The organism is Kitasatospora sp. GP30 (genome assembly GCF_029892145.1).
Taxonomy (GTDB): Bacteria; Actinomycetota; Actinomycetes; order Streptomycetales; family Streptomycetaceae; genus Kitasatospora; species Kitasatospora acidiphila.
This window is the reverse complement of the sequence record NZ_JARZAH010000033.1, coordinates 23,818-49,014: the sequence shown is the minus strand read 5'-3', so window position 1 is coordinate 49,014 and position 25,197 is coordinate 23,818. Positions and strand designations below refer to the sequence as shown.

Below are 25,197 nucleotides of genomic sequence, written 5' to 3'. Positions count from 1 at the left end.
TGGAACGGAGCCGTCAAAGTCCGGAAACCACAAGCAACCCGACCGTGTGGCAGCGTTGATCAACGTGACCAGCAGCAACCCCACCCACGAGGCCCCCGCCCCCGCCCGCCCCCGCTCCTGGTGGGCCCGGGCCGTGCGGCCGGCCCGGCCGGTGGTGGCGTGGGTGCTGGCGCCCCGGGCGGCGGCGGGGATGGCGGTGCCGCTGTGCGCGGGGTTGGCGGCGGGGCGGCTGGATCTCGGGGTGTTCGCGGGGCTCGGAGCGATGCACGCGACGCTGAACGACCGGGTGGAGCCGGCCGGGCTGCGGCTGCTGCGGATCGGCGGCGCCCTGGCGGCATCGGCGACCGGGATGCTGATCGGCGGGGCGGTGCTGCACTGGCAGCTGCCCACCGCGGTCGCGGTGCTGGTGCTGACCGCGGTGGCCTTCGTCTCGGGTGCGCTGAGTGCGACGGGACCGCGCGGCTCGGCGGCGGGGTTGCTGCTGCTGGTGTCGACGGCGCTGGGCGACGGGATGGCGCCGCCGCATCCGTGGTGGGTGGCGGGGCCGATGATGCTGGCGGGGGCGGGCCTGGTGGTGCTGCTGGGGCTGCCCTACCGGCCGCACGCGCACAGCGATCCGCGCCGGTTGCAGCTGGCCGAGGTCTACCGGGCGCTCGGCACGCTGCTGAAAGAGCTGGGCACAAGTCAGGGACCGGCGGCCCGCCGGGTGCTGACTGGGCGTCTGAACCAGTTGCAGGACCAGTTGCCGCCGCCGCGCCCCGGTGCCCGCGAGAGCGCCCGGCTGTCCGCCCTGCGCCGCGCCTACGAGGGGGCGCTGGCCGCGACCGAGGCGGCCAGCGGGCTGCTCTGGGCCCGCCGGCCGGTGCCCCCGGAGGTGGCCGCACTCCCGGAACAGCTGGCCCGGACGCTGGCGGCGGACGCACCACCGCCCCCGCTCCCCGCCTGGCACCCCGACACCCCCGCTCGCCGGGCCCTCGCGGACGCCCTGCGCACGGCGGCCGACGCCGTGGCCGGCCGCCCGGCGGACCCGGCGACCGTGGTCCGGACGGCTCCGGTGCCGCCGCCTGACCCGTGGCGGCTGCGGGGGCGGCTGCTGTCGCGGGGTGCCGCGCGGTACGGCGCCCGGGTGGCGCTGTGCATCGGGGTGGCCGAGGTGCTGACCGCCGCGCTGCCGCTGAACCGCAGCTACTGGGTGCCGATGACGGTGGCCTTCGTGCTCAAGCCGGACCTGGGCTCGGTCTTCCTGCGGGCGGTCAGTCGCGCGGTGGGCACGGTGCTGGGGGTGGTGCTGACGGCGGCGCTGCTCTCGCTGACCACCGAACGCTGGGCGCTGGTCGGCGTGGTGGCGCTCTGCGTCGCGCTGCTGCCGTGGTCGGCGGCTGCCCACTACGGGCTGAACACGATGGTGATGACGCCGCTGGCCCTGGTGCTGGTGCAGTTGGGCGGGGGCAGCGGGTCGGCGGAGGTCGGGCCGCGGGTGCTGGACACCGTGCTGGCCAGCGTGATCGTGCTGGTCTTCGGCTATCTGCTGTGGCCGGAGCGGGCTCCGCACCGGATCGAGCCGCGCCTGGTGACGGCGACCGAGACGCTGCGCGCCTATCTCACCTCGGTCACCGAGCCGCCCGCCGAGGATGCCCGCGCCCAGGTCTGGCTACGCCGCACCGCCTACCGGGCGCTGGCGGACGCTCGGCAGGAGGTGCAGCACGGGCTGACCGAGCCGCCGCCGGCCGGGCAGCGGGCCGAGGCCTGGCTGCCGGCCACGGCAGCCCTGGAGCGGCTGAGCGGCGCGGTGGCCGCCTACGCGGCGCAGCTGCGCTACGGCGGCCGGCTCAGCGAACCGGCGGAGGTGGCGCGGGTGCTCGCCGCGCTGGACCAGCTGGCGACGGCGGCCCGCCGGCACCGCCCGCCGGCAGGGGTGGCCACCCGCCCGCCGGGCCCGCACAATCCGCAGCGCAGCGCCCTCGCCCAGGCCGCCGCCGAACTGGAGCAACTCCTACAAGGAGACGTCAGGAATCCGCCAGCTCCAGCCAGTTGAGCTCCAGCTCCTCCTTCTCCTCCCGCACCTTGCGCAGTTGCGCGTCCAGCTCGGCGACCTTGGAGAAGTCGGCGGCATGCTGGGCCAGTTGGTCGTGCAGCTTGCTCTCCTGCTGCTCCAGCTTGGCCAACTGGCGCTCGATGCGCTGCAGTTCCTTCTTCGCGGCCCGGCTCTCCGCCCCCGACTTGGCGGGCGCGGCGTCGGTCGGCGCCGGCGCGGCAACCGCGGCGGGCGCCGCGGCGGCGACGGCGGCCCGCCGCTCCAGGTACTCGTCGACGCCGCCGGGCAGCATCCGCATCCGCCGGTCACCCAGCAGCGCGTAGGTCACGTCCGTGGTGCGCTCGATGAAGAACCGGTCGTGGCTGATCACGATCATCGAGCCGGGCCAGCCGTCGAGCAGGTCCTCCAGCTGGTTGAGGGTCTCGATGTCGAGGTCGTTGGTGGGCTCGTCGAGGAAGAGCACGTTGGGCTCGTCCATCAGCAGTCGGAGCAGCTGGAGGCGGCGGCGCTCGCCACCGGACAGGTCGCCGACCGGCGTCCACTGCTTGTCCTTGCTGAAGCCGAACTGCTCGCAGAGCTGACCGGCCGTCATCTCGCGGCCCTTGCCCAGGTCGACCCGGCCGCGGATCTGCTCGACGGCCTGCAGCACTCGGGTGGCGGGGTCGAGTTCGGCGATCTCCTGGGAGAGGTAGGCGAGTCGGACGGTCTTGCCGACCTTGATGACGCCGGACGCGGGCTGCGTGTCACCCTGTGAGGCGTAGGCGGTCTGCAGGGCGCGCAGCAGCGAGGTCTTGCCGGCGCCGTTGACGCCGAGCAGGCCGATCCGGTCGCCGGGGCCGAGGTTCCAGGTGAGCCGCTCCAGCAGCAGCTTGTCCCCTGCCCGCACCGTGACGTCCTCCAACTCGAAGACGGTGCGGCCGAGTCGGGCGTTGGCGAACTTCATCAGCTCGCTCTTGTCGCGCGGCTCGGGGACGTCGGCGATCAGCGCGTTGGCGGCCTCGATCCGGTAGCGCGGCTTGGAGGTGCGGGCGGGGGCGCCGCGGCGCAGCCAGGCGAGCTCCTTGCGGGCCAGGTTCTGGCGCTTCTGCTCCTCGGTGGCCTCGATCCGGGTGCGCTCGGCGCGGGCGAAGACGTAGTCGGAGTAGCCGCCCTCGTACTCGCGGACCTCGCCGCGCTGCACGTCCCACATCCGGGTGCAGACCTGGTCCAGGAACCAGCGGTCGTGGGTGACGCAGACCAGCGCGGAGCGGCGGTTCTGCAGGTGCCGGGCGAGCCAGGCGATGCCTTCGACGTCCAGGTGGTTGGTGGGCTCGTCGAGCACGATCAGGTCGGGCTCGCCGAGCAGCAGCTTGGCGAGGGCGATCCGGCGGCGCTCGCCACCGGAGAGCGGACCGATCACGGTGTCCAGGCCGTTGCTGAAGCCGGGCAGGTCGAGGCCGCCGAAGAGGCCCTCGATGATGTCGCGGATCCGGGCGTCGCCGAGCCACTCGTGGTCGGCGCGGTCGGCGATCACCTCGTGCCGGATGGTGGCCTCGGGGTCGAGCGAGTCGTGCTGGGTGAGGACGGCCAGGCGCAGGCCGCCGTTCCAGGTGATCCGGCCGCTGTCCGGCTCCTCCAGCTTGGCGAGCATCCGGATCAGGGTGGTCTTGCCGTCGCCGTTGCGGCCGACCACACCGATCCGGTCGCCCTCGCTGACGCCGAGGGTGACCCCGTCCAGAAGGGCTCGGGTGCCGTAGACCTTCGTGACGGACTCGATGGTGGCGAGGTTGACGGCCACGTGTGTGCGCTCCTGGGGTTAAACCAATGGAGCTACCCAGCCTAGTCGGCCCGGCCTGACTACCCCGCGATCACCCGGGCGCCCGGCACCGGACCGTGGGTGGCGTGGGCGGCGCGGCAGGTGCCGGAGGCGGTCAGGGCGTCGGCGACGGCCTGCGCGTCGGCGGCGTCCTTGGCCAGGAAGGCGCAGGTGGGGCCGGAGCCGGAGACAAGGGCGGCGAGCGCGCCGGCGTCCAGGCCGGCCTTCAGGCAGTCGGCGAGGCCGGGGCGCAGCGACAGGGCGGCAGCCTCCAGGTCGTTGCCGAGGGCGGCGGCCAGGGCGGCCGGGTCGCCGGCGGCGAGGGCGGCGAGCAGTTCGGCGGACGGGTCGGGGGTGGGCACCTCGGCGGCGCTGGAGCCGGTGCCGGCCGCCTCCCGCAGCCGGTCGCACTCGCGGAACACCGCGGGGGTGGACAGGCCGCCGTCGGCGACCGCGAAGACCCAGTGGAAGGTGCCGGCGACCGGCAGCTCCTCCAGCAGTTCGCCCCGGCCGCGGCCCAGGGCCACACCGCCGAGCAGCGCGAACGGCACGTCGGAGCCGAGTTCGGCGGCGAGCTCCAGCAGCACCGGCAGCGGGGTGTCCAGCTGCCAGAGCGCGTCGCAGGCGACCAGGGCGGCGGCTCCGTCGGCGCTGCCGCCGGCCATCCCGCCGGCCACCGGGATGGCCTTGGCGATGTGCAGGTGCACGTCGGGCTCGATGCCGTGGCGGGCGGCGAGCAGGCGGGCGGCGCGGGCGGCCAGGTTGGTGTCGTCGAGCGGCACGTGGTCGGCGTCCGGTCCGGCGCAGCTGAGCGTGACGCCCCGGCCCAGGGTGGCGGTGACCTCGTCGCCGAGTGCGACCGCGAAGAAGACGTTGGCCAGGTCGTGGAAGCCGTCGGCGCGCAGGCCCCCGACTCCCAGCTGGACGTTGACCTTGGCGGGCACCCGGACAGCGATCACTTGGACGATCCCTCAGGCTTGTGCTCGGCGATGGCGGCGAACTGCTCGACGGTCAGCATCTCACCGCGCAGGGTGTGGTCGATCCCGGCGGCGGCGATGGCCTGCTCGGCGGCGGCGGGCGAACCGGCCCAGCCGGCCAGGGCGGCGCGCAGCGTCTTGCGGCGCTGCGCGAAGGCGGCGTCGACCACCGCGAAGACCTCGGTCCGGCTGGCGGTGGTGACGGGCGGCTGCCGGCGGACCAGCGAGACCAGGCCGGAGTCCACGTTGGGGGCGGGCCAGAAGACGTTGCGGCCGATCGCGCCGGCCCGCTTGACCTCGGCGTACCAGTTGGCCTTGACCGAGGGCACCCCGTAGACCTTGTTGCCGGGCTTGGCGGCGAGGCGGTCGGCCACCTCGGACTGCACCATCACCAGGGTGCGCTCGATGCTGGGGAAGGTGGCCAGCATGTGCAGCAGCACCGGGACGGCGACGTTGTACGGCAGGTTGGCGACCAGCGCGGTGGGGGGCGGCCCGGGGAGCTCGGTGACCTCCATGGCGTCGCTGAGCACCAGGTCGAAGTGGTCGGCCTTGGCCGGCATCCGGGCGCCGACGGTGGTCGGCAGGTGCTGGGCCAGCAGCGGGTCGATCTCGACCGCGGTGACGTGGGCGGCGACCTCGAGCAGCGCCAGGGTGAGCGAGCCGAGGCCGGGGCCGACCTCGACCACGGCGTCCTCGGGGGTCACCTCGGCGGCGCGGACGATCCGGCGCACGGTGTTGGCGTCGATCACGAAGTTCTGGCCGCGCTGCTTGGTGGGGCGGACCCCGAACGCGGCGGCCAGTTCGCGGATGTCGGCGGCGCCCAGCAGGTGACTGTCGGAGGAGGAGGGATCAGTGGTGCTCACCGGGTAAGGCTACCGGCCGTGTGGGTGCACGAGCTCAGTAGCCGAAGGCACGGGCGGTGTTGGCGGCGATCGCGGTGCACAGCTCGTCCTCGCCGAGCCCCAGCGTCTCGGCCATCGAGCGGACCGTGACCGGGATCAGGTAGGGCGCGTTGGGCCGACCGCGGTAGGGGTGCGGGGTGAGGAACGGGGCGTCGGTCTCGACCAGGATCCGGTCCAGCGGCGTGGCGGCCAGGGCGTCGCGCAGCGGCTGGTTGGCCTTGAAGGTGACCGGGCCGGCGAACGACAGGTACCAGCGGTGCTCGGCGCAGAGCTCGGCCATCGCGGCGTCGCCGGAGTAGCAGTGGAAGACGGTCCGCTCGGGGGCGCCCTCGGCGAGCAGCACCTCGATCACGTCCTCGTGGGCGTCCCGGTCGTGGATCACCAGGGCCTTGCCGTGCCGCTTGGCGATCTCGATGTGGCGGCGGAAGGACTCCTTCTGGATCTCCACGCCCTCGGGGCCGGTGCGGAAGTAGTCGAGGCCGGTCTCGCCGACCGCGCGCACCTGCGGCAGGGCGGCGAGCCGGTCGATCTCGGCCAGCGCCTCGTCCAGCGCGGTGGAACCACCCGGCTCGCGCTTCTGCCCGGACCAGCCGTCGGGGTCCCCGAGCACGATCCGCGGTGCCTCGTTGGGGTGCAGCGCGACGGCCGCGTGCACCTGCTCGAACTCGGCGGCCAGCTCGGCGGCCCAGCGCGAGCCGGGCAGGTCGCAGCCGACCTGCACCACCGTGGTGACGCCCACCGAGGCCGCCTTGGCCAGCCCCTCGGCCGGAGTCCCGGACTGCATGTCCAGGTGGGTGTGGGAGTCGGCCACCGGCACCGCGAGCGGGGCGGGCAGCGGGGGCGGGGTGGAGCGGTCGTCCTTGGCAGCCATGGTCCAAGAGCCTAGTCGGGCCCCGCGCGGCGGCGGGGCCCGATCGGCTCGGCGACGGGCGGCGCTACGAGCGCGGCAGCCAGAACTGGTACCAGTGCTGCCGCAGCCGGCGGGGCTCGGGCACGGCGGGCTCGGCGGGTCCGGCCAGCCCGGCGTACTGCCCGTACGGGTTGGACACGAGCGCGTCCGGCGGCTCGGCGTAGAACGCGTACCCCGGCGCCGCGTACCTCGAGGAGCGTCGGGTGCTGGCCACCCGCCCCTCCCGCATGATCCGCACGGTGTGGCCGCCGCAGCCCGGGCAGACCGGCTGGAGCAGCGGCGAGGGCACCCGGACCCCGTTGGCGCGGTACACGACCTTCTGGTGGCCGTCGCGGTCCTGGTGGTGCTCGATCTGGTACGCCTGCTCCCAGCCGTATCCGCAGCTCAGGCAGACGAAGGCGTACGCCTCACGGACGGTGGGGACGGGTCCCCGGGCCGCGTCGGCCTGCAGCGTGGTGGGGCCGGTTGCCGGGGTGCCGCCGCCCTGCGGGCTGCCGATTGTGTCGCTCATCGCGGTCTCCCTGCGCCCGCCGGACGGTCGCCCGGACGGGTCTTTCCAACCGATGGAATGCCCCACCGGCCCGTCGCGATGCCCGACTTGCCGAGAATTGGCGGGGAGTTGGGGATTCCTGTACGAATGGCCGACGAAACCGCAGCTCAGCCGGGGTTTCTTAGGCCTCCGCTTTACCTGGCGCCGGGTTTGTGCCGGCGCCTTAGACATCCATCACTCCACCGTACGCGCCTGTTCCGGGTGGGGCGAGGGCGATCGTCGAGCGGTTCCGACGGTGTTCAGCCGCTGTGCTTGGCCGCCACCACGGCGTCGAAGACCTCCCGCTTGGGCAGCCCGAGCTCGGCGGCGACCGCCGCGATCGCCTCCTTGCGGCGCTCCCCCGCCGCCTCCCGGTCGGCCACCCGGTCGGCCAGCTCGGCGGCGGTGAGCTGCGCCGGGGCGGCCGGCGGGGCGCCCCCGACCACCACGGTGATCTCGCCGCGCACCCCGTCGGCGGCCCAGGCGGCCAGCTCGCCGATCGGGCCGCGCTTGACCTCCTCATAGGTCTTGGTCAGCTCCCGGCAGACGGCGGCCGGGCGGTCGGCGCCGAACGCCTCGGCCATCGCGGCCAGGGTCTCGGCGATCCGGTGCGGGGCCTCGAAGAAGACCATGGTGCGCGGTTCGGCCGCGACCTCGGCCAGCGCCCGGGCCCGGTCGCCGGTCTTGCGCGGCAGGAAGCCCTCGAAGGTGAAGCGGTCCACCGGCAGCGCGGAGAGCGCCAGGGCGGTGAGCACCGCGGACGGCCCGGGCACCGCGGTCACCCGGATGCCCGCCTCGACCGCCGCGGCGACCAGTCGGTAGCCGGGGTCGGAGACCGAGGGCATGCCGGCGTCGGTGACCAGCAGCACCCGGGCCCCGCCGGTGAGCGCCTCGACCAGCTCGGGGGTGCGGCCGACTTCGTTGCCCTCGAAGTAGGAGAGCACCCGCCCGGCTGGGGCGACCCCGAGCGCCTGGGTGAGCCGGCGCAGGCGGCGGGTGTCCTCGGCGGCGATCACGTCGGCCTCGGCCAGCTCGGTGAGCAGCCGGGGCGGGGCGTCCGAGACGTCGCCGATGGGGGTGCCTGCGAGAACGAGTACTCCTGTCACAGGGCCATCCTGTCAGGCCCGGCGCGGCCGGCCCAACGCGTATCGGGACGTTCCGGGCAGCCGGACGGCAAGGGGCCTCGGCTTTCAGGTCCCGCCCCTACGATATGGCGGGTGACTGGCGAGACGGGGGCCGAGGCGACGGTGGTCGAGACCGCTGCGGGGACCGGCCCGGTGGACGAGCAGGACCTCGGCGACGCGGCTATAGCCCGGACGGCGATGGGCGGGCCGCACGCCCCCTGGGTGCGCCGGCTGGCCGCCTTCGGCTACCGGGCGCCCGTGCCGGCCCCGCCGGCGGAGCGCCTGGTGCCGCCGATGCCGGACGGGCCCGGGGTGACCCCGGCGGTGGTGGCGCCCTCGCCGCTGCTGCTGCGGGCCGGGATCCGACTGCCGGACGGCCTGTGGTCCTGGCTCTGCCGCTGGTCGGGCTGGCTGGGCCCGCTGCTGGTGGCGCTGTTCGGCGGCCTGCTGCGGTTCTGGCACCTGGGCAGCCCCGGCGGGGTCATCTTCGACGAGACCTACTACGCCAAGGACGCGTACGCGCTCTGGCACGGCGGCTTCGAGACCAACTGGCCCGACAACGCCAACGCCCAGATCGTCGGCCACCCGCAGGTGATCCCGTTCAAGTCCGACCCGGCGTTCATCGTCCATCCGCCGGTCGGCAAGTGGATCATCGGCCTGGGCGAGCACTTCTTCGGGATGCATCCGTTCGGCTGGCGGTTCATGGTGGCGCTGCTGGGCACCGCGTCGATCCTGATGATCGCCCGGATCGCCCGCCGGCTGTTCCGCTCCACCCTGCTGGGCTGCGTGGCCGGGCTGCTGCTCTCGGTGGACGGGCTGCACTTCGTGATGAGCCGCACCGCGCTGCTCGACCTGATCGTCATGTTCTGGATCCTGGCGGCCTTCGGGTTCCTGCTGCTGGACCGGGACCGCACCCGGGCCAGGATCGCCCGCCGCCTGGGCGAGGGCCCGGATGCCGCGCTGGCCCACCGGATGCGGCTGGGCTTGCGCCCGTACCGGCTGGCGGCCGGGGTGTGCGTCGGGCTGGCCTGCTCGACCAAGTGGAGCGGGATGTACGTGGCGGCCTTCTTCGGGCTGCTGACCGTCTTCTGGGACCTGGGCGCGCGCAGGCTGGCCGGTGCCCGGCGGCCGTACTGGACCACTCTGATCCGGGACGGCCTGCCCGCCTTCGTGTCGATCGTGGTGGTCTCGGCCGGCGTCTACCTGGCCTCCTGGTCGGGCTGGCTGGCCAGCAGCCCGGTTCCGGGCAAGGGCGGCTACGGGCGGGACTGGGCGGTGGGCCGGCGCGGCCTGTCCACCGAGTACGTCACGCTGCCGCTGGCCGGCAAGGTGAAGATGCCGTTCCGGGTGGACATGACCTGGGTGCCGGAGAGCCTGCGGTCGCTGTGGCACTACCACTCGCAGATGTACGACTTCAACGTCAACCTGCACAGCCCGCACCTGTACCAGTCCAACCCGTGGAGCTGGCTGGTGCTCGGCCGCCCGGTCTCCTTCTACTACGAGTCGCCCGCGTCCGGGCAGAGCGGCTGCTCGGCGAGCAAGTGCGCCTCCGAGGTGCTGGCGATCGGCACCCCGCTGCTCTGGTGGGCGGGGGTGGCGGCGCTGGCCTACTGCCTGTACCGGTGGGCGCTGCGCCGGGACTGGCGGGCCGGAGCGGTGCTCTGCGGGCTCGGCGCAGGCTACCTGCCGTGGTTCGAGTACCAGAGCCGGACCATCTTCCTGTTCTACGCGGTGGCCTTCGTGCCGTTCCTCGTGCTGGCGGTGACCATGCTGGTCGGCGCGCTGATCGGACCGGCCGGCGCGACACCCGAACGGCGGCTGGTGGGCGGCGCGGCGGCGGGTGTGCTGGTGCTGCTGATCGTCTGGAACTTCCTCTACTTCTACCCGCTGTACACCGGACAGGTGATCCCGCTGGACGACTGGCGGGCCCGGATGTGGTTCACCAGCTGGATCTAGCAACGGTCCGCGTTCTCAAACCGACGGAGTGTCAGAGGTGTGTACCAGCTGTGTCACGAGCCACCACCTCCGGCGGAAGCACCGAAATCCTGTGCTTAGGCTGTGCTGTCCCATCACTCGTCCTCCGGGAGCAGCACCATGCGTCAGGGCGCCAAGGCCGCCGTCATCAGCGCCGTCGCGGTCGTCATCGTGGCCGCCGGCGGCTATGGAGCGTACTCGCTGGTCGGGTCCGGCAGCAGCAAGGGCAGCGGGGCCGCGCCGCCCCGCCATGTGGTCGCCGAGCCGCCGTCGCCCGAGCTCGCCGCGAGCGGCGAGAAGGACTTCCTGACCGCCTGGGCCTCCGGCAACCTGGACGCGGCCAGCAAGCTGACCGACGATCCGGCCACCGCGTTGACCGCGATGACGGCGTTCCAGAACAACCTGAAGCCGAGTGCGCTGACCCTGACGCCGGGCGCCCAGACCACGCCGTCGGCCTTCGCCTCCGCGACCGCGCCGCCGCCCGGTTCGGTCAACGCCACGCCGTCCGCGAAGCCCTCCGCCGCGGGCTCGCCGGGCGCCTCGGCCTCCCCGTCGGGCGCGCCCGCCAGCCAGGTGCTGATGAACTTCAAGTCCAAGGTGGAGTTCGCCAACACCACCAACGTCTGGGACTACACCGGCTACGTCGGCATGGTGAAGATGAGCGACGGCAAGGCCGCCGTGCACTGGGCGCCCACCGTCATTCACCCGCACCTGGGTTCGGGTGAAACGATCACCACCCAGCAGGTCTTCAACCCGCCGACCAAGGTGACCGACCGCAACGGCCAGTCGCTGGCCCAGTTCCCGTCGCTGAACCAGGTCGTGCAGAAGTTCCAGTCCGGCACCACCACGGGCGACCCGGCCGACGCCGGCACCGGTGTGGTGATCACCGACGACGCCGGCAAGAACAAGCCGGAGCCGCTCTTCACCATCATCGACCCCAAGCCGGGCAAGCCGATCAAGCTGACCATCGACGCCGGCCTGGAGGCTGCCGCCCAGAAGGCGGTGGACGAGCAGTACGCCAAGGGCCAGGGCAAGGTCCCGAACGCCGGCATGGTGGCCATCGAGCCGAGCACCGGCCATGTGCTGGCAATGGCCAACGCCCCGGCCACCGGCCTGAACCTGGCCTTCATGGGCGTCACCGCGCCGGGCTCCACCATGAAGATCGTCACGGCCACCGCGCTGCTGCAGGCCGGGATCGACCCGAATGCCAACATGCCCTGCCCGTCGAGCATCACCACCGGGCAGACGTACAAGAACGACTTCTCGGACGCGCACAACGAGTACACCTTCACCCAGGACTTCACGGTCTCCTGCAACACCGCCTTCATCAAGCAGGGCCTGGCCACCCTGAAGTCCGGTGACCTGGCCCAGACGGCGCTGGACTACTACGGCATCGGCCAGGACTGGAAGACCGGCATCACCGACGCCGACGGCAAGATCCCGGGCCCGGGCCAGAGCAAGGACGAGACGGCCGGCGAGTTCATGGGCCAGGGCAAGATCACCATGAACCCGCTGGCGCTGGCCTCGATCGCCGCCACCGTGGAGAGCGGAACCTTCAAGCAGCCGATCCTGGTGGACGGCATGCAGCAGCAGCCGGCCAACAAGCAGCTCCCGCCGGACGTGCTGAACAAGCTGCGAGCGCTGATGAAGAGCGTGGTCACCGACCCGTCGGGCACCGGCGTCCAGGCGTTCCAGGGGATCACCGGCAATCTGATCGGCGGCAAGACCGGCACCGCCGAGACCCAGCCGAACGTCACCCCGAACAGCTGGTTCACCGGCTACCGGGACAACCTGGCGGTCAGCGCCGAGGTGCTGCAGGGCAACTTCGGCGCCGACGCGGCGGCCCCGGCGGTGGCCGAGGTGCTCAAGGTCGGCAACAACGGCTGACCGAAGGCGAACCGAACTGGGAAGCACTGACGGCCGGTCTGCCGACCGGCCGTCAGTGCTTCCCGGCGCTTCCCCGCGCGTCTCGGCGCTTCTCAGTGCTTGGGGCCGTAGACCGCCGCCACGTTGTCCTGCGGCGGATGGGCCTGGCCCGCCGGGCCGGCCGCGAACGCCTTCAGCAGGTTGGTGGTCACCTGCTGGGTGAAGGCCCCCGCCCTGGCGTCCATCGAGTGGTCGGCCCCCGAACTGCCGTCACCGGTGGCGTCCAGCGCCTCCACCCAGCGCATGGTCCCGCTGGCGAAGACCCCGGCGCCGCCCGGCGCGGCGTAGAACGCGGTGTCGCTGTAGCTGTGGCGGCCCTCGCAGACGACCGGTGAGTGCGCCAGGATCTCGATCGGCCGGGGCGTGGTGAAGGTCGGGTTGACCCGGTCGTACTCCACGCCGACGAGGTGGGCGAAGCTGTCCCCGTCCTTGGTGCCGGTGCCCTCCAGCAGCCAGTGCCCGGGGTTGGTCACCACGTAGGGCGCGTCCACCGGGTAGCCGTCGTAGATCACCCCGAGCAGCGAGCTCTCCGGGTCGGCCCCGGGCTCCGCCCGGTAGTCGTTGGTCGGCGGCTTGCCCGCCGTGAAGCCAGGGTCCTCCTGGTAGGCCGTCTTGTAGCAGACCACCTGCCGGTCCGGGCCGGTCGGCGAGGGCTCGTAACGGACCCGCCGGAAGCAGCAGTTGGCGCCCAGTACGGCCACGTTGGTCCCGGCGTCGCGGGCCGCGGTGACATGGGCGCGCTGCTCCGGCGACCAGTACTCGTCGTGTCCGAGCGAGAGCACCGCCAGGGCGCCCTTGAGCAGGTCGGGGGTGCCGGCCAGGTCGGTGGAGGTGGTGTAGGCGAGCGGCAGCCCGAGCTTCTCGGCCAGCGCGATCAGCGGCGCCTCGTACACCAGGAAGAGCCCGGCCCCGTTGTCGTACTGGTACGGGCGGTCGAAGGAGACCACCAGGGAGCGGGTCGCGTAGGCGCCATTCGACCCGTTGTAGAGGTTGTAGCCGCCCCACTCGTTGTAGGCCTGCCAGGTGGCCACCGCGTTCACCACCACCAGCTTGCCCGCGGTGCTCGCGGAGCGGACGGTGATCGGCACATAGCGCTGGCCGGCGCCGCCGTCCGCGTCCAGCCGCAGCAGGTAGCTGCCCTCCGGCCAGCCGGTGGTGTCGACCTGGGTGCTGCGCGCCCAGTCGGTGGCGACCATCCGGGTCGCCTGGTCCGGCGAGGCGGCGGACTGCCGGCTGCCGGGCAGCCGGTCGGACTGCCAGACCTGGCGGCCGCGGGCACCGCCGTAGTAGCCCATCCGATAGGCCGTCACCCGGTAGCCGGGCGCGGTGGTCGAGACGTGCAGGCCAAACGTTTCTCCAGGCAGCACGCTCACCCGGTCCGCCCAGCCCTCGATCGCCCGGTCGGGACCGGCGTTGCCGATCCGCCAATCGGGGTTGCCGGGCCGGTCGTTCTCCCGCTGGGGCGGGGTGGCGGCGCTGCGCGGGGCGGCGGCGGTGGCGGACGGTGCGTCGGCGGCCGGCCGAGCCGCATGGCCGGCCTTGGAGCCGGCCGCCCCGCCCGACCCGCAGGCCGCCAGCCCGGCCCCCGCCGCCGCTGCCCCGGCCAGCCCCAGGAACCGCCGCCGCCCGGGCCGCGGGCGCTCCCGCGCCGGCCGCTGCCCGGCGGGCTGCTGCTCGTCCGGACGCTGCTCGGGCATGCGGGTCCTCCTCGGGCTGGGGCGGGCTGACGCCGGGTCGACACCACGGGGAACGCCTGGCCGCCGGACGCCGTTCCCCGTGATCGCGCAACGGACCGTCAGCCCGGTTCAGCCGCCGACGGTGCCGCTCTCCCGGTCCACCGTAAGGGCCCGCCGCGCACCCCGCCCGTTCCGGCCGAGGCCGGCCAGCCGGGGCCAGCCGACCAGCACCGCCGGCAGCGCCAGATAGCCGAACCGGGCGGCCGGCGCCATCAGGAAGGCCACCGTCAGCCCCGCCGCCAGCCGGTCGGCCGCGGCCACCGCGCCGGTCGGCGGCCGCAGCAGCACCCAGCCCGCCACCGCCAGGCCGCCCGCCAGCAGCAGCACCAGCGCGGCGATCCGCCCGGCCGGCCCCAGATCGGCGAGCAGCTTGCCGGGCAGCGGACTGCCGGCCGGGGTGTGCACGGTCGTCAGCCCCAGCGGGTAGCGGACCACCTGCAGCCACAGGTCCTGCGGCCTGGTCAGCGCGAACGGCAGCAGCACCGCCAGCACGGCCGCCACCGCGATCACCGCCGCCCGCACGGCCGGCCGCCACCCGCCGCGCTGCCGCAGCAGCAGCACGGCGACGGGTAACGCCGGCCAGACCGTCCACTTGAGGGCGCAGGCCAGCGCCAGCACCACGCCGGCCGCGGTGGCCCGGCCCCGGGCGGCCAGCGCCAGGCCGAGGCAGCAGACGCCGATCAGCGGCAGGTCCACCCCGCCCACCGCCAGGCTGAGCGCGATCACCGGAGAGCCGGTGAGCAGCAGCAGCGGTAGCAGGGCGGAGCGCCACGGGCCGTGCCCGAGCAGCCGCCAGCTGCCGGCCAGGCCGCCGAGGAAGGCGAGCGCGAACCAGACCCGGGCGTCGCCGATCAGCAGGGCCGCCGGGCCGCTGCGCCCGAGCAGCGCCCGGGGCAGCCCGAACAGCGCCATCCCGGGCAGGTAGGGGTCGAACTCGGTGACGGCCGCCGGATGCGGCAGATAGGGGGTGCCGGTATGCAGCAGCAGTCGGGCTGAGCGCTCGACCACCCCGACCTCCGACTGCGCCCGGCTGCGCACCGCCAGCACCGCCAGCGGCAGCAGCACCGCGCCGAGCAGCGCCACGGCGGCGGCCGCCCGGGCGGCGATCCGGCGCGGCAGCAGCAGCACGGCCGCGCCGGCCAGCAGGTAGGCGGGCGCGGCGAGGGTGCCCCAGAGCCGCTGGTTGGCCAGCCGGGAGACCAGCGGGAAGGTCGCCGCCCAGCCGGCCGCGACCAGGCAGAGCAGCAGTCGCACCCAGCGGCGGCGGCCCAGTCGGATGGCCGTGGCGGCCGCCCGGCCCCGCCAGGGGGCCGGGCGGGGGTTTCGCCGGCCCTGGTTCGGGTGCGGCAGGACGGGTGCTCCGGCGGAACGGGCGCTCACCATGGTTGGCAGGGTAGGGCGGCGCACCGCCGGGCGTCGTCGGCCACTCGGGTGACGCGTCGTCATCCGGACGCCGCGTCACCCCGGGATCGCTACTCGGCCGCGCCGACCGCCACCGGCTCCGGCTCGGCGGCGACCGCGCCCAGCCGGGAGTGCCGGATGCCGTAGCCGAAGTAGCCGGCGGCGGCGACCAGCAGCGCGCCCCCGAAGAACACGAAGGTGATCGGGTGCAGCCCCTTGACCAGGTAGGCGCAGAAGCCGACGCTGAGCACCGGGACCACCGGGTAGCCCGGCACCTTGAAGCCGCGCTCCAGGCCGGGGTTGGTGCGCCGCAGGATGATGACGCCGATGCTGACCACCGCGAAGGCGACCAGGGTGCCCATCGAGGTCAGGTCGGTGAGGATGTCCAGCGGCACGAAGGCGGCCAGCAGGGCCACGCCGGTGCCGACCACGAGGGTGTTCCAGACCGGGGTGCCGGTGCGCGGCGAGACCTTGGCGAACTTGGCCGGCAGCAGCCCGTCGCGGCCCATCGAGTAGAGGATCCGGGTCTGGCCGTAGATCACCACCAGGGTGACGCTGAAGATCGAGACGATCGCGCCGAGCGCGAACATCAGGGCCGGCCAGCTCTGCCCGGTGATGTCCTGCAGGATCTGCGCCAGGCCGGCTTCCTGCCCGTCGAACTTCTTCCAGGGCTGGGCGCCGATCGCGGCGAGCGCCACCGCGACGTACAGCAGGGTGACCACGACCAGCGAGATCACGATGGCCAGCGGCAGGTTGCGGCGCGGGTTGCGCACCTCCTCGCCGGCGGTGGAGACCGCGTCCAGGCCGATGAAGGAGAAGAAGATGCTGGAGGCGGCGACCCCGACGCCGGACCAGCCGAACGGCATGAAGTCGTGCATGTTGCCGGAGTGGTAGCCGGTCAGGCCGATGGCGACGAAGGCCAGCAGCACCACGATCTTGATGCCGACCATGATCGCGTTGACCCGGGCGGACTCGCTCACCCCGCGCACCAGCAGGAAGGTGACCATCGCGACCAGCACCACGGCGGGCAGGTTGAAGTAGCCGCCGTCGCCGGGCGGGGCGGCCAGCCAGTCCGGGATCCGGAAGCCGAAGGCCAGTTCGGAGAACTTGTTCAGGTACTGCCCCCAGCTGACCGCGATGGCCGAGGCGGACACCCCGTACTCCAGCAGCAGGCAGATCCCGACGCCGTAGGCGGTGGCCTCGCCGAGGGTGGCGTAGGCGTACGAGTAGGAGGAGCCGGAGACCGGGATCGCCGAGGCCAGCTCGGCGTAGCAGAGCGCGGTCAGGCCGGCGGTGATCGCCGCGAGGACGAAGGAGAGCAGCACGGCCGGGCCGGCCTCGGGGACGGCGGAGCTCAGCACGAAGAAGATGCCGGTGCCGACGGTGGCGCCGATGCCGATCGCGGAGAGCTGCCAGAGGCCGATCGACCGGCGCAGCTGTCCGTCACCGCCCTTGCCGGCGCTCTCGGCGATCAGGGTGGCGACGGGCTTACGGCGCAGCAGGCTGTGGCCGAGGCTGGGGGAGGTACTGGGCACGGTTGCTGCGCTTTCTGGATCTTAATTATGACGACTTCCGTATAAATATACCCCATGCCTGAATAAGTCCCACGAAGTCCTCCGAGGTCGGGGCCCTACGGGGCCAGCACCGCCTGCATCACCGACTTGGCGATCGGAGCGGCGAGCGAGCCGCCGGTGACATCGGTGGCGCTGCTGTCCGCGATCACCACCGCCACGGCCACCGGCGGGACGTCCGAGGAGCCGGCCGGCTTGGCCCAGGAGATGAACCAGGCGTACGGCACGCCGCTGTTCGCCACACCGTGCTGCGCGGTGCCGGTCTTGCCGCCGACCGTGGCGCCGGGGATCGCGGCCCGGCCGCCGGTGCCGTTGGCCACCACGTCGGTCATCAGCTGCTGGACCTGCCCGGCCACCGCCGGGCTCATCGCCTGCTTGTAGGAGCGCGGCCGCATCAGTTGCACGGTGCTGCCGTCCGACTTGGTGAGCTTGTCCACAAGCTGGGGATACATCACGGTGCCGTTGTCGGCGACCCCGGCCGCGACCATGGCCATCACCAGTGGGGTGGCCGCGGTGTCGAACTGGCCGATCGAGGAGAGCGCGAGCTGCGACTGGTCCATCGTGGTGTCGAAGTTGCTGCGGGCCGCCCGCACCGGGATGTCCAGCTTCGGGTCGTTGAAGCCGAAGTTCTCCGCCATCGCGACCATCTTGTCCAGTCCGGTCTGCACCCCGAGGTAGCCGAGCACGCTGTTGCAGGACAGCGTCATCGCGGTGTCCAGGTCGAGGCCGGCCGTGTTGCAGGAGGTGGTGTCGTTGACCAGCGGGGTGGTGGTGCCCGGCAGGATGTACGGGTAGGGCGCGGCGGTGGGGGCGTTGATGTCGGTGACCACGCCGGCCGTCAGGGCGGCGGCCGCGGTGACCACCTTGAAGGTCGAGCCGGGCGGGTAGGTCTCGCGCAGCGCCCGGTTGAGCATCGGCTGGTCGCTGTCGCTCTGCAGCCTGGTCCAGACCTGCTGGTCGGCGCTGGACGAGCCGGCGAAGCTGCCCGGGTCGTACGAGGGCGTGCTGGCCAGCGCCAGGATCCGGCCGGTGGCCGGCTCGATCGCGGCCACCGCGCCCTTCTGGCCGTCCAGCCCGCTCATCGCGGCCTGCTGGGCGGCGGCGTCGATGGTGGTGTGGACGGAGCCGCCGGGGTTCTGCTGACGGGAGATGGCGTCCCAGACCGCCCAGCCGTCCAGCCGGTCGTCGGTGCCGCTGAGCAGCGCGTCCTCGGTGCCCTCCAGCTGGGTGTTGCCGTAGATCTGCGAGGAGAAGCCGGTGACGGCGGCATATGTGGGGCCGTCGGTGTAGGTGCGCTTGTAGTTGTAGCGGCCGCCGGTGGCCGCCGAGCCGGTGATCGGCTGCCCGCCCACCAGGATGGCGCCGCGCGGCTGGCCGTAGCGCAGGATCGCCTTGCGCTGGTTGGCCGCGTTGTCGTTGTAGCCCTTGGCCTGGAAGAACTGCACCCGGGTGGCCTGGGCCGCGAGCAGCAGCACCAGCAGCAGGCAGAAGGTGCCGGCCCGGCGGGCGGTGATCCGGATGCCGGGGCGCTGTCCGGTGGGGCCGATGGTCATGCGTCCTCGATCAGGGTGCGGCGGGCCTGGTCGCTGAGGCGCACCAGCAGGGCCACGATGATCCAGTTGGTCACCACCGACGACCCGCCCTGCGCGATGAACGGCAGGGTGGCCCCGGTCAGCGGGATCAGCGCCAGCACCCCGCCGGCCACCACGAAGAGCTGCAGTCCGATGATGGTGGCCAGCCCGATCGCCAGCAGCCGGCCGAACGGATCGGTCAGCTCGATCCCGGTCCTGAAGCCCCGGGAAACCAGCAGCGCGTAGAGCAGGAAGAGCGCCAGCAGGCCGGTCAGTCCGAGCTCCTCGCCGATGGTGGCCAGGATGAAGTCGGACTTGGCCGCGAAGCCGATCAGGATCGAGTGCCCCTTGCCGAGGCCGGTGCCGAGCAGCCCGCCCCAGGCGAAGGCGAACAGCGACTGGGCGATCTGGTTGGCGCCCTGCCCGGCCTGGATCGAGGCCAGCGGGTGCAGCCACTGCTCGACCCGGGCGTGCACGTGCGGGGAGAGCCAGCCGACCATCGTCACTCCGGCGGCGGCCAGCACCAGGCCGATGACGATCCAGCCGATCCGGGCGGTGGCGACGTAGAGCATCACCACGAAGATGCCGAAGTAGAGCAGCGACATCCCGAGGTCGGTCTCCAGCACCAGCACCCCGATGAACACCGCCCAGACCAGCAGCACCGGCCCGAGCACCCGCCCGGGCGGCAGCCGCAGCCGCCAGACCTGGCGGCCGGTCAGTGCCAGGGTGTCCTGGTGCACCGCCAGGTAGGCGGCGAAGAAGATCACCAGCAGGATCTTGGCGAACTCCCCCGGCTGGATGGAGAACGAGCCGATGGTGATCCAGATCCGCGAGCCGTAGACCGCGGGGAAGAAGATCGGCAGGATCAGCAGCACCAGGGCGACCAGCGCACCGCTGTAGGCGTAGCGGCGCAGCCACCGGTGGTCCCGCAGCAGCACCAGCACCAGCCCGAAGAGCCCCACCCCGAGGGTGGACCAGAGCAGTTGGGTGGGCGCCGCCGAGCTGTGCGGGGTGACCCGGTCCAGCCGGTAGATGACGACCAGTCCGATCCCGTTGAGCAGCACCCCGATCGGCAGCAGCAGGGGGTCGGCGTACCGCGCCCTCCAGCGCACCAGCAGGTGGGCCAGCAGGGCCAGGCCGCCCAGGGCCGCGCCGTAGCGGAGCGCGTCGGCGGGCGGACGGCCGTCCAGGTTGGAGCCGACCTCGACGTATCCGAACACCGCGATCGCCACCGCGCCCAGCACCAGGACCAGTTCGACGTTCCGGCCGCTGTGCGGGCGCAGTCCGGCCGGTTCGGGCCGGTCGGCCGCGACGGCGGCGGGGAGGGCCATGCGGGCCTCCGGCGGTGGGTCGACTGGGGCGGGTCAGGATGACGTCACGATAAACATCACTCGGTCCGCCGCCCGGCCAGCCACGCCGAGCCGGCCCCGACCAGAGCGGCCAGCACCGCGGCGGCGACCAGCCCGAGCAGCGGCAGCTCCAGCCGGGCCAGCCGGGAGCCGGTGACCAGGGCCCGCATCGCCCGGTTGGCCGGCGAGCCCGGCAGCACCAGCACCAGCACCGAGAGCCCGAGCGCGCCCAGCATCCCGTAGCCGGTGCGCAGCAGCACCGGCCGGTGGCACAGCGCCCCGACCGCCAGCCCGGTGAGCACGCAGGTCACCGCGGCGAGCAGGCCCGCCAGCAGCGCCCCCGGCACGGGCACTTCGTGGCCCGGCGTCGGGGTCCCCGCGGCCGAAGGCTGGGGGATGGCGGTGGGCCCGCTGAGTGCCCAGACCGCCGCCGTCCCGAGCACCGCGAGCAGCAGGCCGGCCAGCAGCGCGGCGAGCAGCGCGGCCACTTGGACGCGGGCCGCGCCCCGCGCGGCCACCAGTACCGCCCGGGCCGGCGGGGGGTCGGCGGTGAGCGTGCTGCGGGCGTACCAGGCGGTCACGGGCACCAGCAGGGCGGCGTTCACGCCCAGGCTGTCCAGCAGCGGGCTGCCCGTCTGCACCCCGACGGCCAGCAGCAGCGCATAGCCGAGGAACGGCGGCAGCCAGCGCTGCGAGCGCAGCAGCAGCTCCAGTTGATAGCGGGTCAGCGCCGTCATGCCCGCCCCTCCAGCTGCTGGATCGTCGAACTCGCCTGCGCCGCCACCTGCTTGACCTCCAGGATGTGCGCCGGCGCGGATCCGCCGAGCAGCCGGCGCAGCAGCGCGTCCGAGTGCTCGGCGGCCACCAGCAGCCGCACCGTGCCGTCTGCCTGCGGCTTGCGCTCCGGGGCGCCAGGCAGCAGTTCGGGCAGTTCGGCGGCGGCGACCAGCAGCTGCATCCTCCCCCGGCCTTCGGCCGGTGGGGGCACCTCCCGGCCGCCAGGCTGGGGGCGGACTCCCGGGCCGGTGCTTGGCGCGGCAGCGGCCTGACGCTCCGTCACCCGCGCGTCGTGGACCAGGTAGGCGGCGGTGGTCAGCCCGGCGAGGCGGTTCGGATCGTGGTCCACGAAGAGCACCGTGCCGCCCTGCCCCGCGCGTTCGGCCGCCGCCTCGTCGAGCACCGTCCGGGCGCCCTGGTCGAGCCCGGTCCAGGCCTCGTCCAGCAGCAGCACGTCGGCCTCGGCGAGCAGCGCCTGGGCGACGGCCACCTTCTGGCAGCTGCCCTTGGAGAGCCGGTTGAGCGGGGTGCCGGACCGGTCGGCGATCCCGAACCGCTCCAGCCAGTGGGCGGCCCGCTCGGCCGCCGCCCGGGCGCTCAGCCCGTGGATCCGCCCCACCCGGCAGAGGTAGCCGGCGGCGTCGAACGGCAGCGCGGGCGGGAACCGTTCGGGCACGTAGGCCCGCCGCCCGGACAGCTCGATCCGGCCCCGGCTCGGCGGCTCGATCCCGCCGACCAGCTTGAGCAGGGTGGACTTGCCGCTGCCGTTGGTGCCGTCGATCCGCACCAGCGCACCGGCCGGCAGCACCAGCTCCAGATCGCGCAGCACCCATGGCCCGCCGCGCTGGTAGCGCTTGCCCACTCCCGCGATCCGCACCTCGGACACTCGCCGCGCCCCCGTTCGAAAATCGGTCGCCAGCCGGCGGGTCAGCCAGCAGACTGCCCCGGTGAACAGTGCTACCGATCGTACGGTGAACGTCCTGCTGACTTATCGCGAACGGCAGTTGGGGGTGGTCGGACCCTTCCCGGTGGACCGGCCGCGGTGGCATGACGTGACGCCGGTGACCGAGCACCTCCTCGAACTGCTGGGCGTGCCCGCCGTGGTGCTGCGGCTGCTGGACGTGCAGGGCGGTGGCGGCGGGCTCGGCGGCCTGGTGAGCTACCACGCCGAGCTGCTGGCCGAGCCGCCCGCCGGCCTGGCGCTGCGGCCCGCCACTCCGGCCGAGTCGGACGCGCTGCGTCCGCAGGCGCACCGCGCCGAGTACGCCACCGCCGACGGGGTGCGGGCCGCGCTGGACTGGGCGGAGCAGGCGCTGGCGGCGGCCGGCCGCCCGACCACCGGTCCGGTGGAGCAGGTGAAGACCTGGAACCTGGCCGGCCTGTTCCGGCTGCCCACCGCCGCCGGGCCGGTCTGGCTGAAGACCGGGCGGCACTTCGCGGTGGACGAGGCCGCGGTGATCGCCCTGTTCCGCTCGGTCGCCCCGGAGTCGGCCCCGACCGTGCTGGCCGCCGATCCCGACCACCGGCTGCTGCTGCTCGACCACGTGCCCGGCGAGGACTGCTGGGGCCCGTCCGCCGAGGTGGTCGCCGACGCGGTGCCGCGCCTGGTCCGGGCCCAGGCCGCGCTGGCCGCCAGCTACCCGGGCGGCGCCCCGGGCGGGCTGCGGGACCGCACCCCCGCCGCCCTGGTCCCGGCCGTCAAGGCGCTCCTCGACGGCCCGGCCGCCGCCGAGCTGACCGCCGACGAGCTGGCCGGCGCCCGCGCCATGGTCGACCGGCTTCCGGAGCTGGTGGAGCAGTTGGCCTCCTGCGGACTGCCCGATGTGGTGCTGCACGGCGACTTCCACCCCGGCAACTGGCGCTCGACAGGGGGGTCCGCCCGGCCGGGGTCTGGGGGAGGGACCGCGGTGCTGGTGGACTTCGCCGACGCCTGCTTCGGCCACCCGGCGCTCGACGGGCTGCGGCCGAAGGACTTCTGCTCCGGGGAGCGCTGGGCCCAGGCGGCGGCCACCTGGTGCGAGGCCTGGCGGACCGTGGCGCCGGGCAGCGACCCGGAGCGGGCGCTGCGGCTGGCCGCGCCGTTCAGCCACCTCGGCTATGCGGTGCGCTACCAGGAGTTCCTGGACGCCATCGAGCCGAGCGAGTACCGCTACCACGCGGGCGACCCGGCTGCGGAGCTGCGCGCCGCACTGGCGGCCTTCGCCGCCGTCTGAGGTCACTCGGGGCGACACGGGCCCGGGGCTTGCGTGCGTGCACGGCCCCGGGCCCGCAGGATGAAACGGCACAAATCCGGACAAGAGGAGACCTGCCGTGCGTCCGACCCTGCTGCCGCCCGCCCCGCCCGTCGTCGAACTCGCCGTCGACGCCTCCGGCCTCATCGCCGAGATCGAGGCCTATCTCGCCTCACTGCCGACCCCGGCCCGGCATCCGGTGCCGTACGTCTGCCCGCTGGGCCGCACCGTGCAGCCCTGGTACGCCGGCCACCCGCTCCCCCGCCGCACCCCGCTGGACCGGCTGGCCCGCCGCCCGGCCCGGCCGGTGCCGGTCAGCGCCGCCCAGCACCTGGAGCTGACCTCCCGCTACCTCACGGCCGCCGGCTGGCTGCAGGGCGCCCTGTGGGACGCCACCGGGCGGGTCTGCCTGCTCGGCGCCCAGGCGGCCGTGCTGGCGCACGGCTACGGCCGCCCCGCCACCGTGCAGACCGCCCGGGTGCAGGTGATGGAGGTGCTGCACGCCACCGGACGCCCCGTCACCTCCCCGGACGAGTACAACGATCGGCCCACCACCCGGCAGGCCGACATCCACCGGCTGCTGGAGCAGGCGGCGCTGCGGGCCCGTTCGCTGGGTTTGTAGCTGCCGGGTTCGTCGCTGCTGTAGCAGGGCCGTGACACGCGTCCGACCGGATCCGTACCTACGGCCGCCACGCTGGTGTCCTCACCAGCTGAACAACGCACCTTCCGGGGGGAAGCACCCATGGCCGTCCGCCGTCGCCGCGGTTCCACCGCCGCCCTGGCCCTCACCGCCGCCCTGAGCGTCGGCTCCGCCCTGCTGCTGACGGCCTGCGGGCCGGACGACACCGCGTCGTCGGCCGCCTCCTCGCCCGCCGCGACGCTCACCGCCTCATCGGCGCCCACCGGCAAGGGCACCGCGCCCAGCCCGTCCGCCGCCCGCTCGGGCACCCCGGCCCCCGGCGGCAGCGCCACCCCGAGCGGACCCGCCGCCCCGACCCGCGGCACCGGCGTCCCGCACCTGACCATCAGCAACGGCACCGACCTGGTGCAGATGCCCGACGCCGTCGTCGACTTCCACACCCAGGTGCGCGACCTCGCCTGGGCCCCGGACGGCAGCGCGGCGGTGTTCATCAACGGCAACGGCGACCTGGTGACCGCGAAGCCGGACGGCACCGGCCAGATCGTGGTCGCCAGGAACCCGGGCGGCCAGACCTGGTCGCACCCCACCTGGGTGATGACCATGCCCGATCCCCAGGTCGGCCTCCCGCACCGGAACACCATCATCTTCACCGCCGACCAGGGCGGCACCACCAGGCTGATGCAGGTGCGGGGCGACACCACCAACGGCACCCCGGCCGCGCTGCCGCTCAGCGCCGGCGCCCCCGGCGACAACGGACCCGTCACCCTGCCGCAGACCGCCAACACCTGGGCGGACGCGGGTGGCAGCCACGGCAGCATCGCCTACGAGAACACCGCCGACGGCTCGGTCTACATCCGCGACGACTACACGCGCCAGCAGGGCTACAAGCTCACCGAGGGCTCCGAGCCGGCGCTGTCGCCGGACGGCAACGAGGTGGTCTTCGTCCGCTCGGTCGGCGGCCACGACCACCTGTTCGAGGTGCAGTTGGGCCAGAACACGATCACCCCCCAGGACCTCACCCCGAAGGCGACCACCGACTACACCGAGCCCGCATTCTCGCCGGACGGCAAGGAGGTCACCGTCCGCACGCCGAACGGCACGGCCGCCATGCCCGCCGACGGCTCGCTGACCCCGCACCCGGGTGGCTACACCGTGCCGGGCCTGCCCGCCTACCGCCCCTGAAGCTCGGCCTGGAGCTCCGCCAGCTGGCCGGCCGCCTCCCGGTGGGGCAGGAACTCCACCACGTCCAGGAACCGGAACAGCACCTGGGTGGCGGTGATCGCGAACTCGTAGTCGGCGAAGCCCACCACCGCCCCCGTGGCACCCCGGGCCGTCCCGCGCTCCAGCTGCCCGACCACCTCGTCCGCCCCCTCGACGTCCCGTGAGCGCCGGGCGTTGGGGCGGGCCAGGTACGGGCAGACCATCGCCGCGTACAGCATGCAGGCGCGGTGCCCCGGCGCCTCCAGCGTCGGGGCCAGGTTCCGGTAGGGCGCACCGGCGGCCAGCGCCTGCTCGATCGCCCCGGCCTCGGCGGCGCCGACCACCCGCCACACCGGCCCGCGCTCCATCAGCACCCCGCAGACCGAGCACTCCCGCTGCCGTGCGCACCGGGCGGTGCGCTCGTAGTCGCTGAGCGCGAACTGCGGCTCCCCGTCGACCCAGGGCGTGATGGCGGGCACCGGATAGCCCCGCCCGTCCCGCGGCCGGGCGGCGACGGCGGGTGGCATCGGAACGGCATCGAAGCGCATG

Annotated in this window: 20 protein-coding genes; 6 read left to right on the top strand and 14 right to left on the bottom strand. The window is 73.8% G+C overall.

What is annotated here, in order from left to right; genetic code table 11:
• The first annotated feature begins 64 nt into the window (after nucleotides 1-64).
• Entirely contained in the window at nucleotides 65-2,035 is a 1,971-nt protein-coding gene (locus P3T35_RS31230; RefSeq protein ID WP_143676876.1) for an FUSC family protein, read from the top strand.
• Here the strand turns inward: P3T35_RS31230 and P3T35_RS31225 are convergent.
• The 6 genes from P3T35_RS31225 to rsmI form a co-directional block, all read right to left on the bottom strand.
• Complete coding sequence (locus P3T35_RS31225; protein ID WP_101381915.1) at nucleotides 2,007-3,812, bottom strand: ABC-F family ATP-binding cassette domain-containing protein; 1,806 nt, start codon at nucleotides 3,810-3,812, stop codon at nucleotides 2,007-2,009. The genes P3T35_RS31230 and P3T35_RS31225 overlap by 29 nt on opposite strands.
• Nucleotides 3,813-3,871: 59 nt before the next feature.
• Complete coding sequence (locus tag P3T35_RS31220; protein ID WP_101381914.1) at nucleotides 3,872-4,789, bottom strand: 4-(cytidine 5'-diphospho)-2-C-methyl-D-erythritol kinase; 918 nt, start codon at nucleotides 4,787-4,789, stop codon at nucleotides 3,872-3,874.
• Entirely contained in the window at nucleotides 4,786-5,670 is an 885-nt protein-coding gene (rsmA, locus tag P3T35_RS31215) for a 16S rRNA (adenine(1518)-N(6)/adenine(1519)-N(6))-dimethyltransferase RsmA (RefSeq protein ID WP_101381913.1), read from the bottom strand. Before rsmA ends, P3T35_RS31220 begins: the two co-directional genes overlap by 4 nt.
• Nucleotides 5,671-5,704: 34 nt before the next feature.
• Nucleotides 5,705-6,580, bottom strand: a complete 876-nt coding sequence (locus P3T35_RS31210; RefSeq protein ID WP_101381912.1) for a TatD family hydrolase — start codon at nucleotides 6,578-6,580, stop codon at nucleotides 5,705-5,707.
• 64 nt (nucleotides 6,581-6,644) lie between these two features.
• On the bottom strand, nucleotides 6,645-7,130 hold the full coding sequence (locus tag P3T35_RS31205) for a hypothetical protein (protein WP_280708693.1): 486 nt from the start codon (nucleotides 7,128-7,130) through the stop codon (nucleotides 6,645-6,647).
• Nucleotides 7,131-7,408: 278 nt separating this feature from the next.
• Entirely contained in the window at nucleotides 7,409-8,254 is an 846-nt protein-coding gene (gene rsmI / locus P3T35_RS31200) for a 16S rRNA (cytidine(1402)-2'-O)-methyltransferase (RefSeq protein ID WP_101381911.1), read from the bottom strand.
• Between the two features lie 216 nt (nucleotides 8,255-8,470).
• Here rsmI and P3T35_RS31195 point away from each other — a divergent pair, with 216 nt between their 5' ends.
• Together P3T35_RS31195 and P3T35_RS31190 are read left to right on the top strand one after the other, a co-directional pair.
• The gene (locus P3T35_RS31195) at nucleotides 8,471-10,228 is read left to right on the top strand and encodes a phospholipid carrier-dependent glycosyltransferase (protein ID WP_101385224.1); all 1,758 of its coding nucleotides are present in this window, start codon (nucleotides 8,471-8,473) and stop codon (nucleotides 10,226-10,228) included.
• 138 nt (nucleotides 10,229-10,366) lie between these two features.
• Nucleotides 10,367-12,133, top strand: a complete 1,767-nt coding sequence (locus P3T35_RS31190; RefSeq protein ID WP_101381910.1) for a penicillin-binding transpeptidase domain-containing protein — start codon at nucleotides 10,367-10,369, stop codon at nucleotides 12,131-12,133.
• A 92-nt stretch (nucleotides 12,134-12,225) separates the two neighbouring features.
• Here the strand turns inward: P3T35_RS31190 and P3T35_RS31185 are convergent, their stop codons facing one another.
• From P3T35_RS31185 to P3T35_RS31155, 7 genes are all read right to left on the bottom strand, one after another.
• Entirely contained in the window at nucleotides 12,226-13,869 is a 1,644-nt protein-coding gene (locus tag P3T35_RS31185) for a N,N-dimethylformamidase beta subunit family domain-containing protein (protein ID WP_180356558.1), read from the bottom strand.
• Nucleotides 13,870-13,977: 108 nt separating this feature from the next.
• Nucleotides 13,978-15,291: a glycosyltransferase 87 family protein gene (locus P3T35_RS31180; RefSeq protein ID WP_101381909.1), complete on the bottom strand. Its 1,314-nt coding sequence runs from the start codon at nucleotides 15,289-15,291 to the stop codon at nucleotides 13,978-13,980.
• 89 nt (nucleotides 15,292-15,380) lie between these two features.
• Nucleotides 15,381-16,844, bottom strand: coding sequence for an amino acid permease (locus tag P3T35_RS31175; RefSeq protein ID WP_280708689.1), 1,464 nt, complete (start codon nucleotides 16,842-16,844; stop codon nucleotides 15,381-15,383).
• Nucleotides 16,845-16,939: 95 nt separating this feature from the next.
• A complete protein-coding gene (locus P3T35_RS31170) occupies nucleotides 16,940-18,433 on the bottom strand; it encodes a penicillin-binding transpeptidase domain-containing protein (protein ID WP_101381908.1) in 1,494 nt (497 codons plus the stop codon).
• Nucleotides 18,430-19,782, bottom strand: a complete 1,353-nt coding sequence (locus tag P3T35_RS31165) for an FtsW/RodA/SpoVE family cell cycle protein (protein WP_101381907.1) — start codon at nucleotides 19,780-19,782, stop codon at nucleotides 18,430-18,432. Before P3T35_RS31165 ends, P3T35_RS31170 begins: the two co-directional genes overlap by 4 nt.
• Before the next feature lie 56 nt (nucleotides 19,783-19,838).
• On the bottom strand, nucleotides 19,839-20,537 hold the full coding sequence (locus P3T35_RS31160; protein ID WP_101381906.1) for an ABC transporter: 699 nt from the start codon (nucleotides 20,535-20,537) through the stop codon (nucleotides 19,839-19,841).
• Nucleotides 20,534-21,463: an ATP-binding cassette domain-containing protein gene (locus P3T35_RS31155; protein WP_280708685.1), complete on the bottom strand. Its 930-nt coding sequence runs from the start codon at nucleotides 21,461-21,463 to the stop codon at nucleotides 20,534-20,536. Before P3T35_RS31155 ends, P3T35_RS31160 begins: the two co-directional genes overlap by 4 nt.
• Nucleotides 21,464-21,548: 85 nt before the next feature.
• Here P3T35_RS31155 and P3T35_RS31150 point away from each other — a divergent pair, with 85 nt between their 5' ends.
• The 3 genes from P3T35_RS31150 (at nucleotide 21,549) to P3T35_RS31140 (ending at nucleotide 24,630) form a co-directional block, all read left to right on the top strand.
• Entirely contained in the window at nucleotides 21,549-22,790 is a 1,242-nt protein-coding gene (locus P3T35_RS31150; protein WP_101381905.1) for an aminoglycoside phosphotransferase family protein, read from the top strand.
• A gap of 97 nt (nucleotides 22,791-22,887) precedes the next feature.
• On the top strand, nucleotides 22,888-23,430 hold the full coding sequence (locus tag P3T35_RS31145; protein ID WP_101381904.1) for a hypothetical protein: 543 nt from the start codon (nucleotides 22,888-22,890) through the stop codon (nucleotides 23,428-23,430).
• Between the two features lie 120 nt (nucleotides 23,431-23,550).
• A complete protein-coding gene (locus tag P3T35_RS31140) occupies nucleotides 23,551-24,630 on the top strand; it encodes an LpqB family beta-propeller domain-containing protein (RefSeq protein ID WP_101381903.1) in 1,080 nt (359 codons plus the stop codon).
• On the opposite strand, the gene P3T35_RS31135 is transcribed toward P3T35_RS31140, so the two are convergent.
• The gene (locus tag P3T35_RS31135) at nucleotides 24,618-25,196 is read right to left on the bottom strand and encodes a hypothetical protein (protein WP_180356557.1); all 579 of its coding nucleotides are present in this window, start codon (nucleotides 25,194-25,196) and stop codon (nucleotides 24,618-24,620) included. The genes P3T35_RS31140 and P3T35_RS31135 overlap by 13 nt on opposite strands.
• Nucleotide 25,197 lies beyond the last annotated feature (1 nt).

Coding starts and splice junctions, on each gene's coding strand:
- P3T35_RS31210 (WP_101381912.1), bottom strand. CDS start 6,580: ATGGCTGCCAAGGACGACCGCTCCACCCCGCCCCCGCTGCCCGCCCCG.
- P3T35_RS31205 (WP_280708693.1), bottom strand. CDS start 7,130: ATGAGCGACACAATCGGCAGCCCGCAGGGCGGCGGCACCCCGGCAACC.
- P3T35_RS31195 (WP_101385224.1), top strand. CDS start 8,471: ATGGGCGGGCCGCACGCCCCCTGGGTGCGCCGGCTGGCCGCCTTCGGC.
- P3T35_RS31190 (WP_101381910.1), top strand. CDS start 10,367: ATGCGTCAGGGCGCCAAGGCCGCCGTCATCAGCGCCGTCGCGGTCGTC.
- P3T35_RS31185 (WP_180356558.1), bottom strand. CDS start 13,869: ATGCCCGAGCAGCGTCCGGACGAGCAGCAGCCCGCCGGGCAGCGGCCG.
- P3T35_RS31180 (WP_101381909.1), bottom strand. CDS start 15,291: ATGGTGAGCGCCCGTTCCGCCGGAGCACCCGTCCTGCCGCACCCGAAC.
- P3T35_RS31170 (WP_101381908.1), bottom strand. CDS start 18,433: ATGACCATCGGCCCCACCGGACAGCGCCCCGGCATCCGGATCACCGCC.
- P3T35_RS31165 (WP_101381907.1), bottom strand. CDS start 19,782: ATGGCCCTCCCCGCCGCCGTCGCGGCCGACCGGCCCGAACCGGCCGGA.
- P3T35_RS31160 (WP_101381906.1), bottom strand. CDS start 20,537: ATGACGGCGCTGACCCGCTATCAACTGGAGCTGCTGCTGCGCTCGCAG.
- P3T35_RS31140 (WP_101381903.1), top strand. CDS start 23,551: ATGGCCGTCCGCCGTCGCCGCGGTTCCACCGCCGCCCTGGCCCTCACC.
- P3T35_RS31135 (WP_180356557.1), bottom strand. CDS start 25,196: ATGCGCTTCGATGCCGTTCCGATGCCACCCGCCGTCGCCGCCCGGCCG.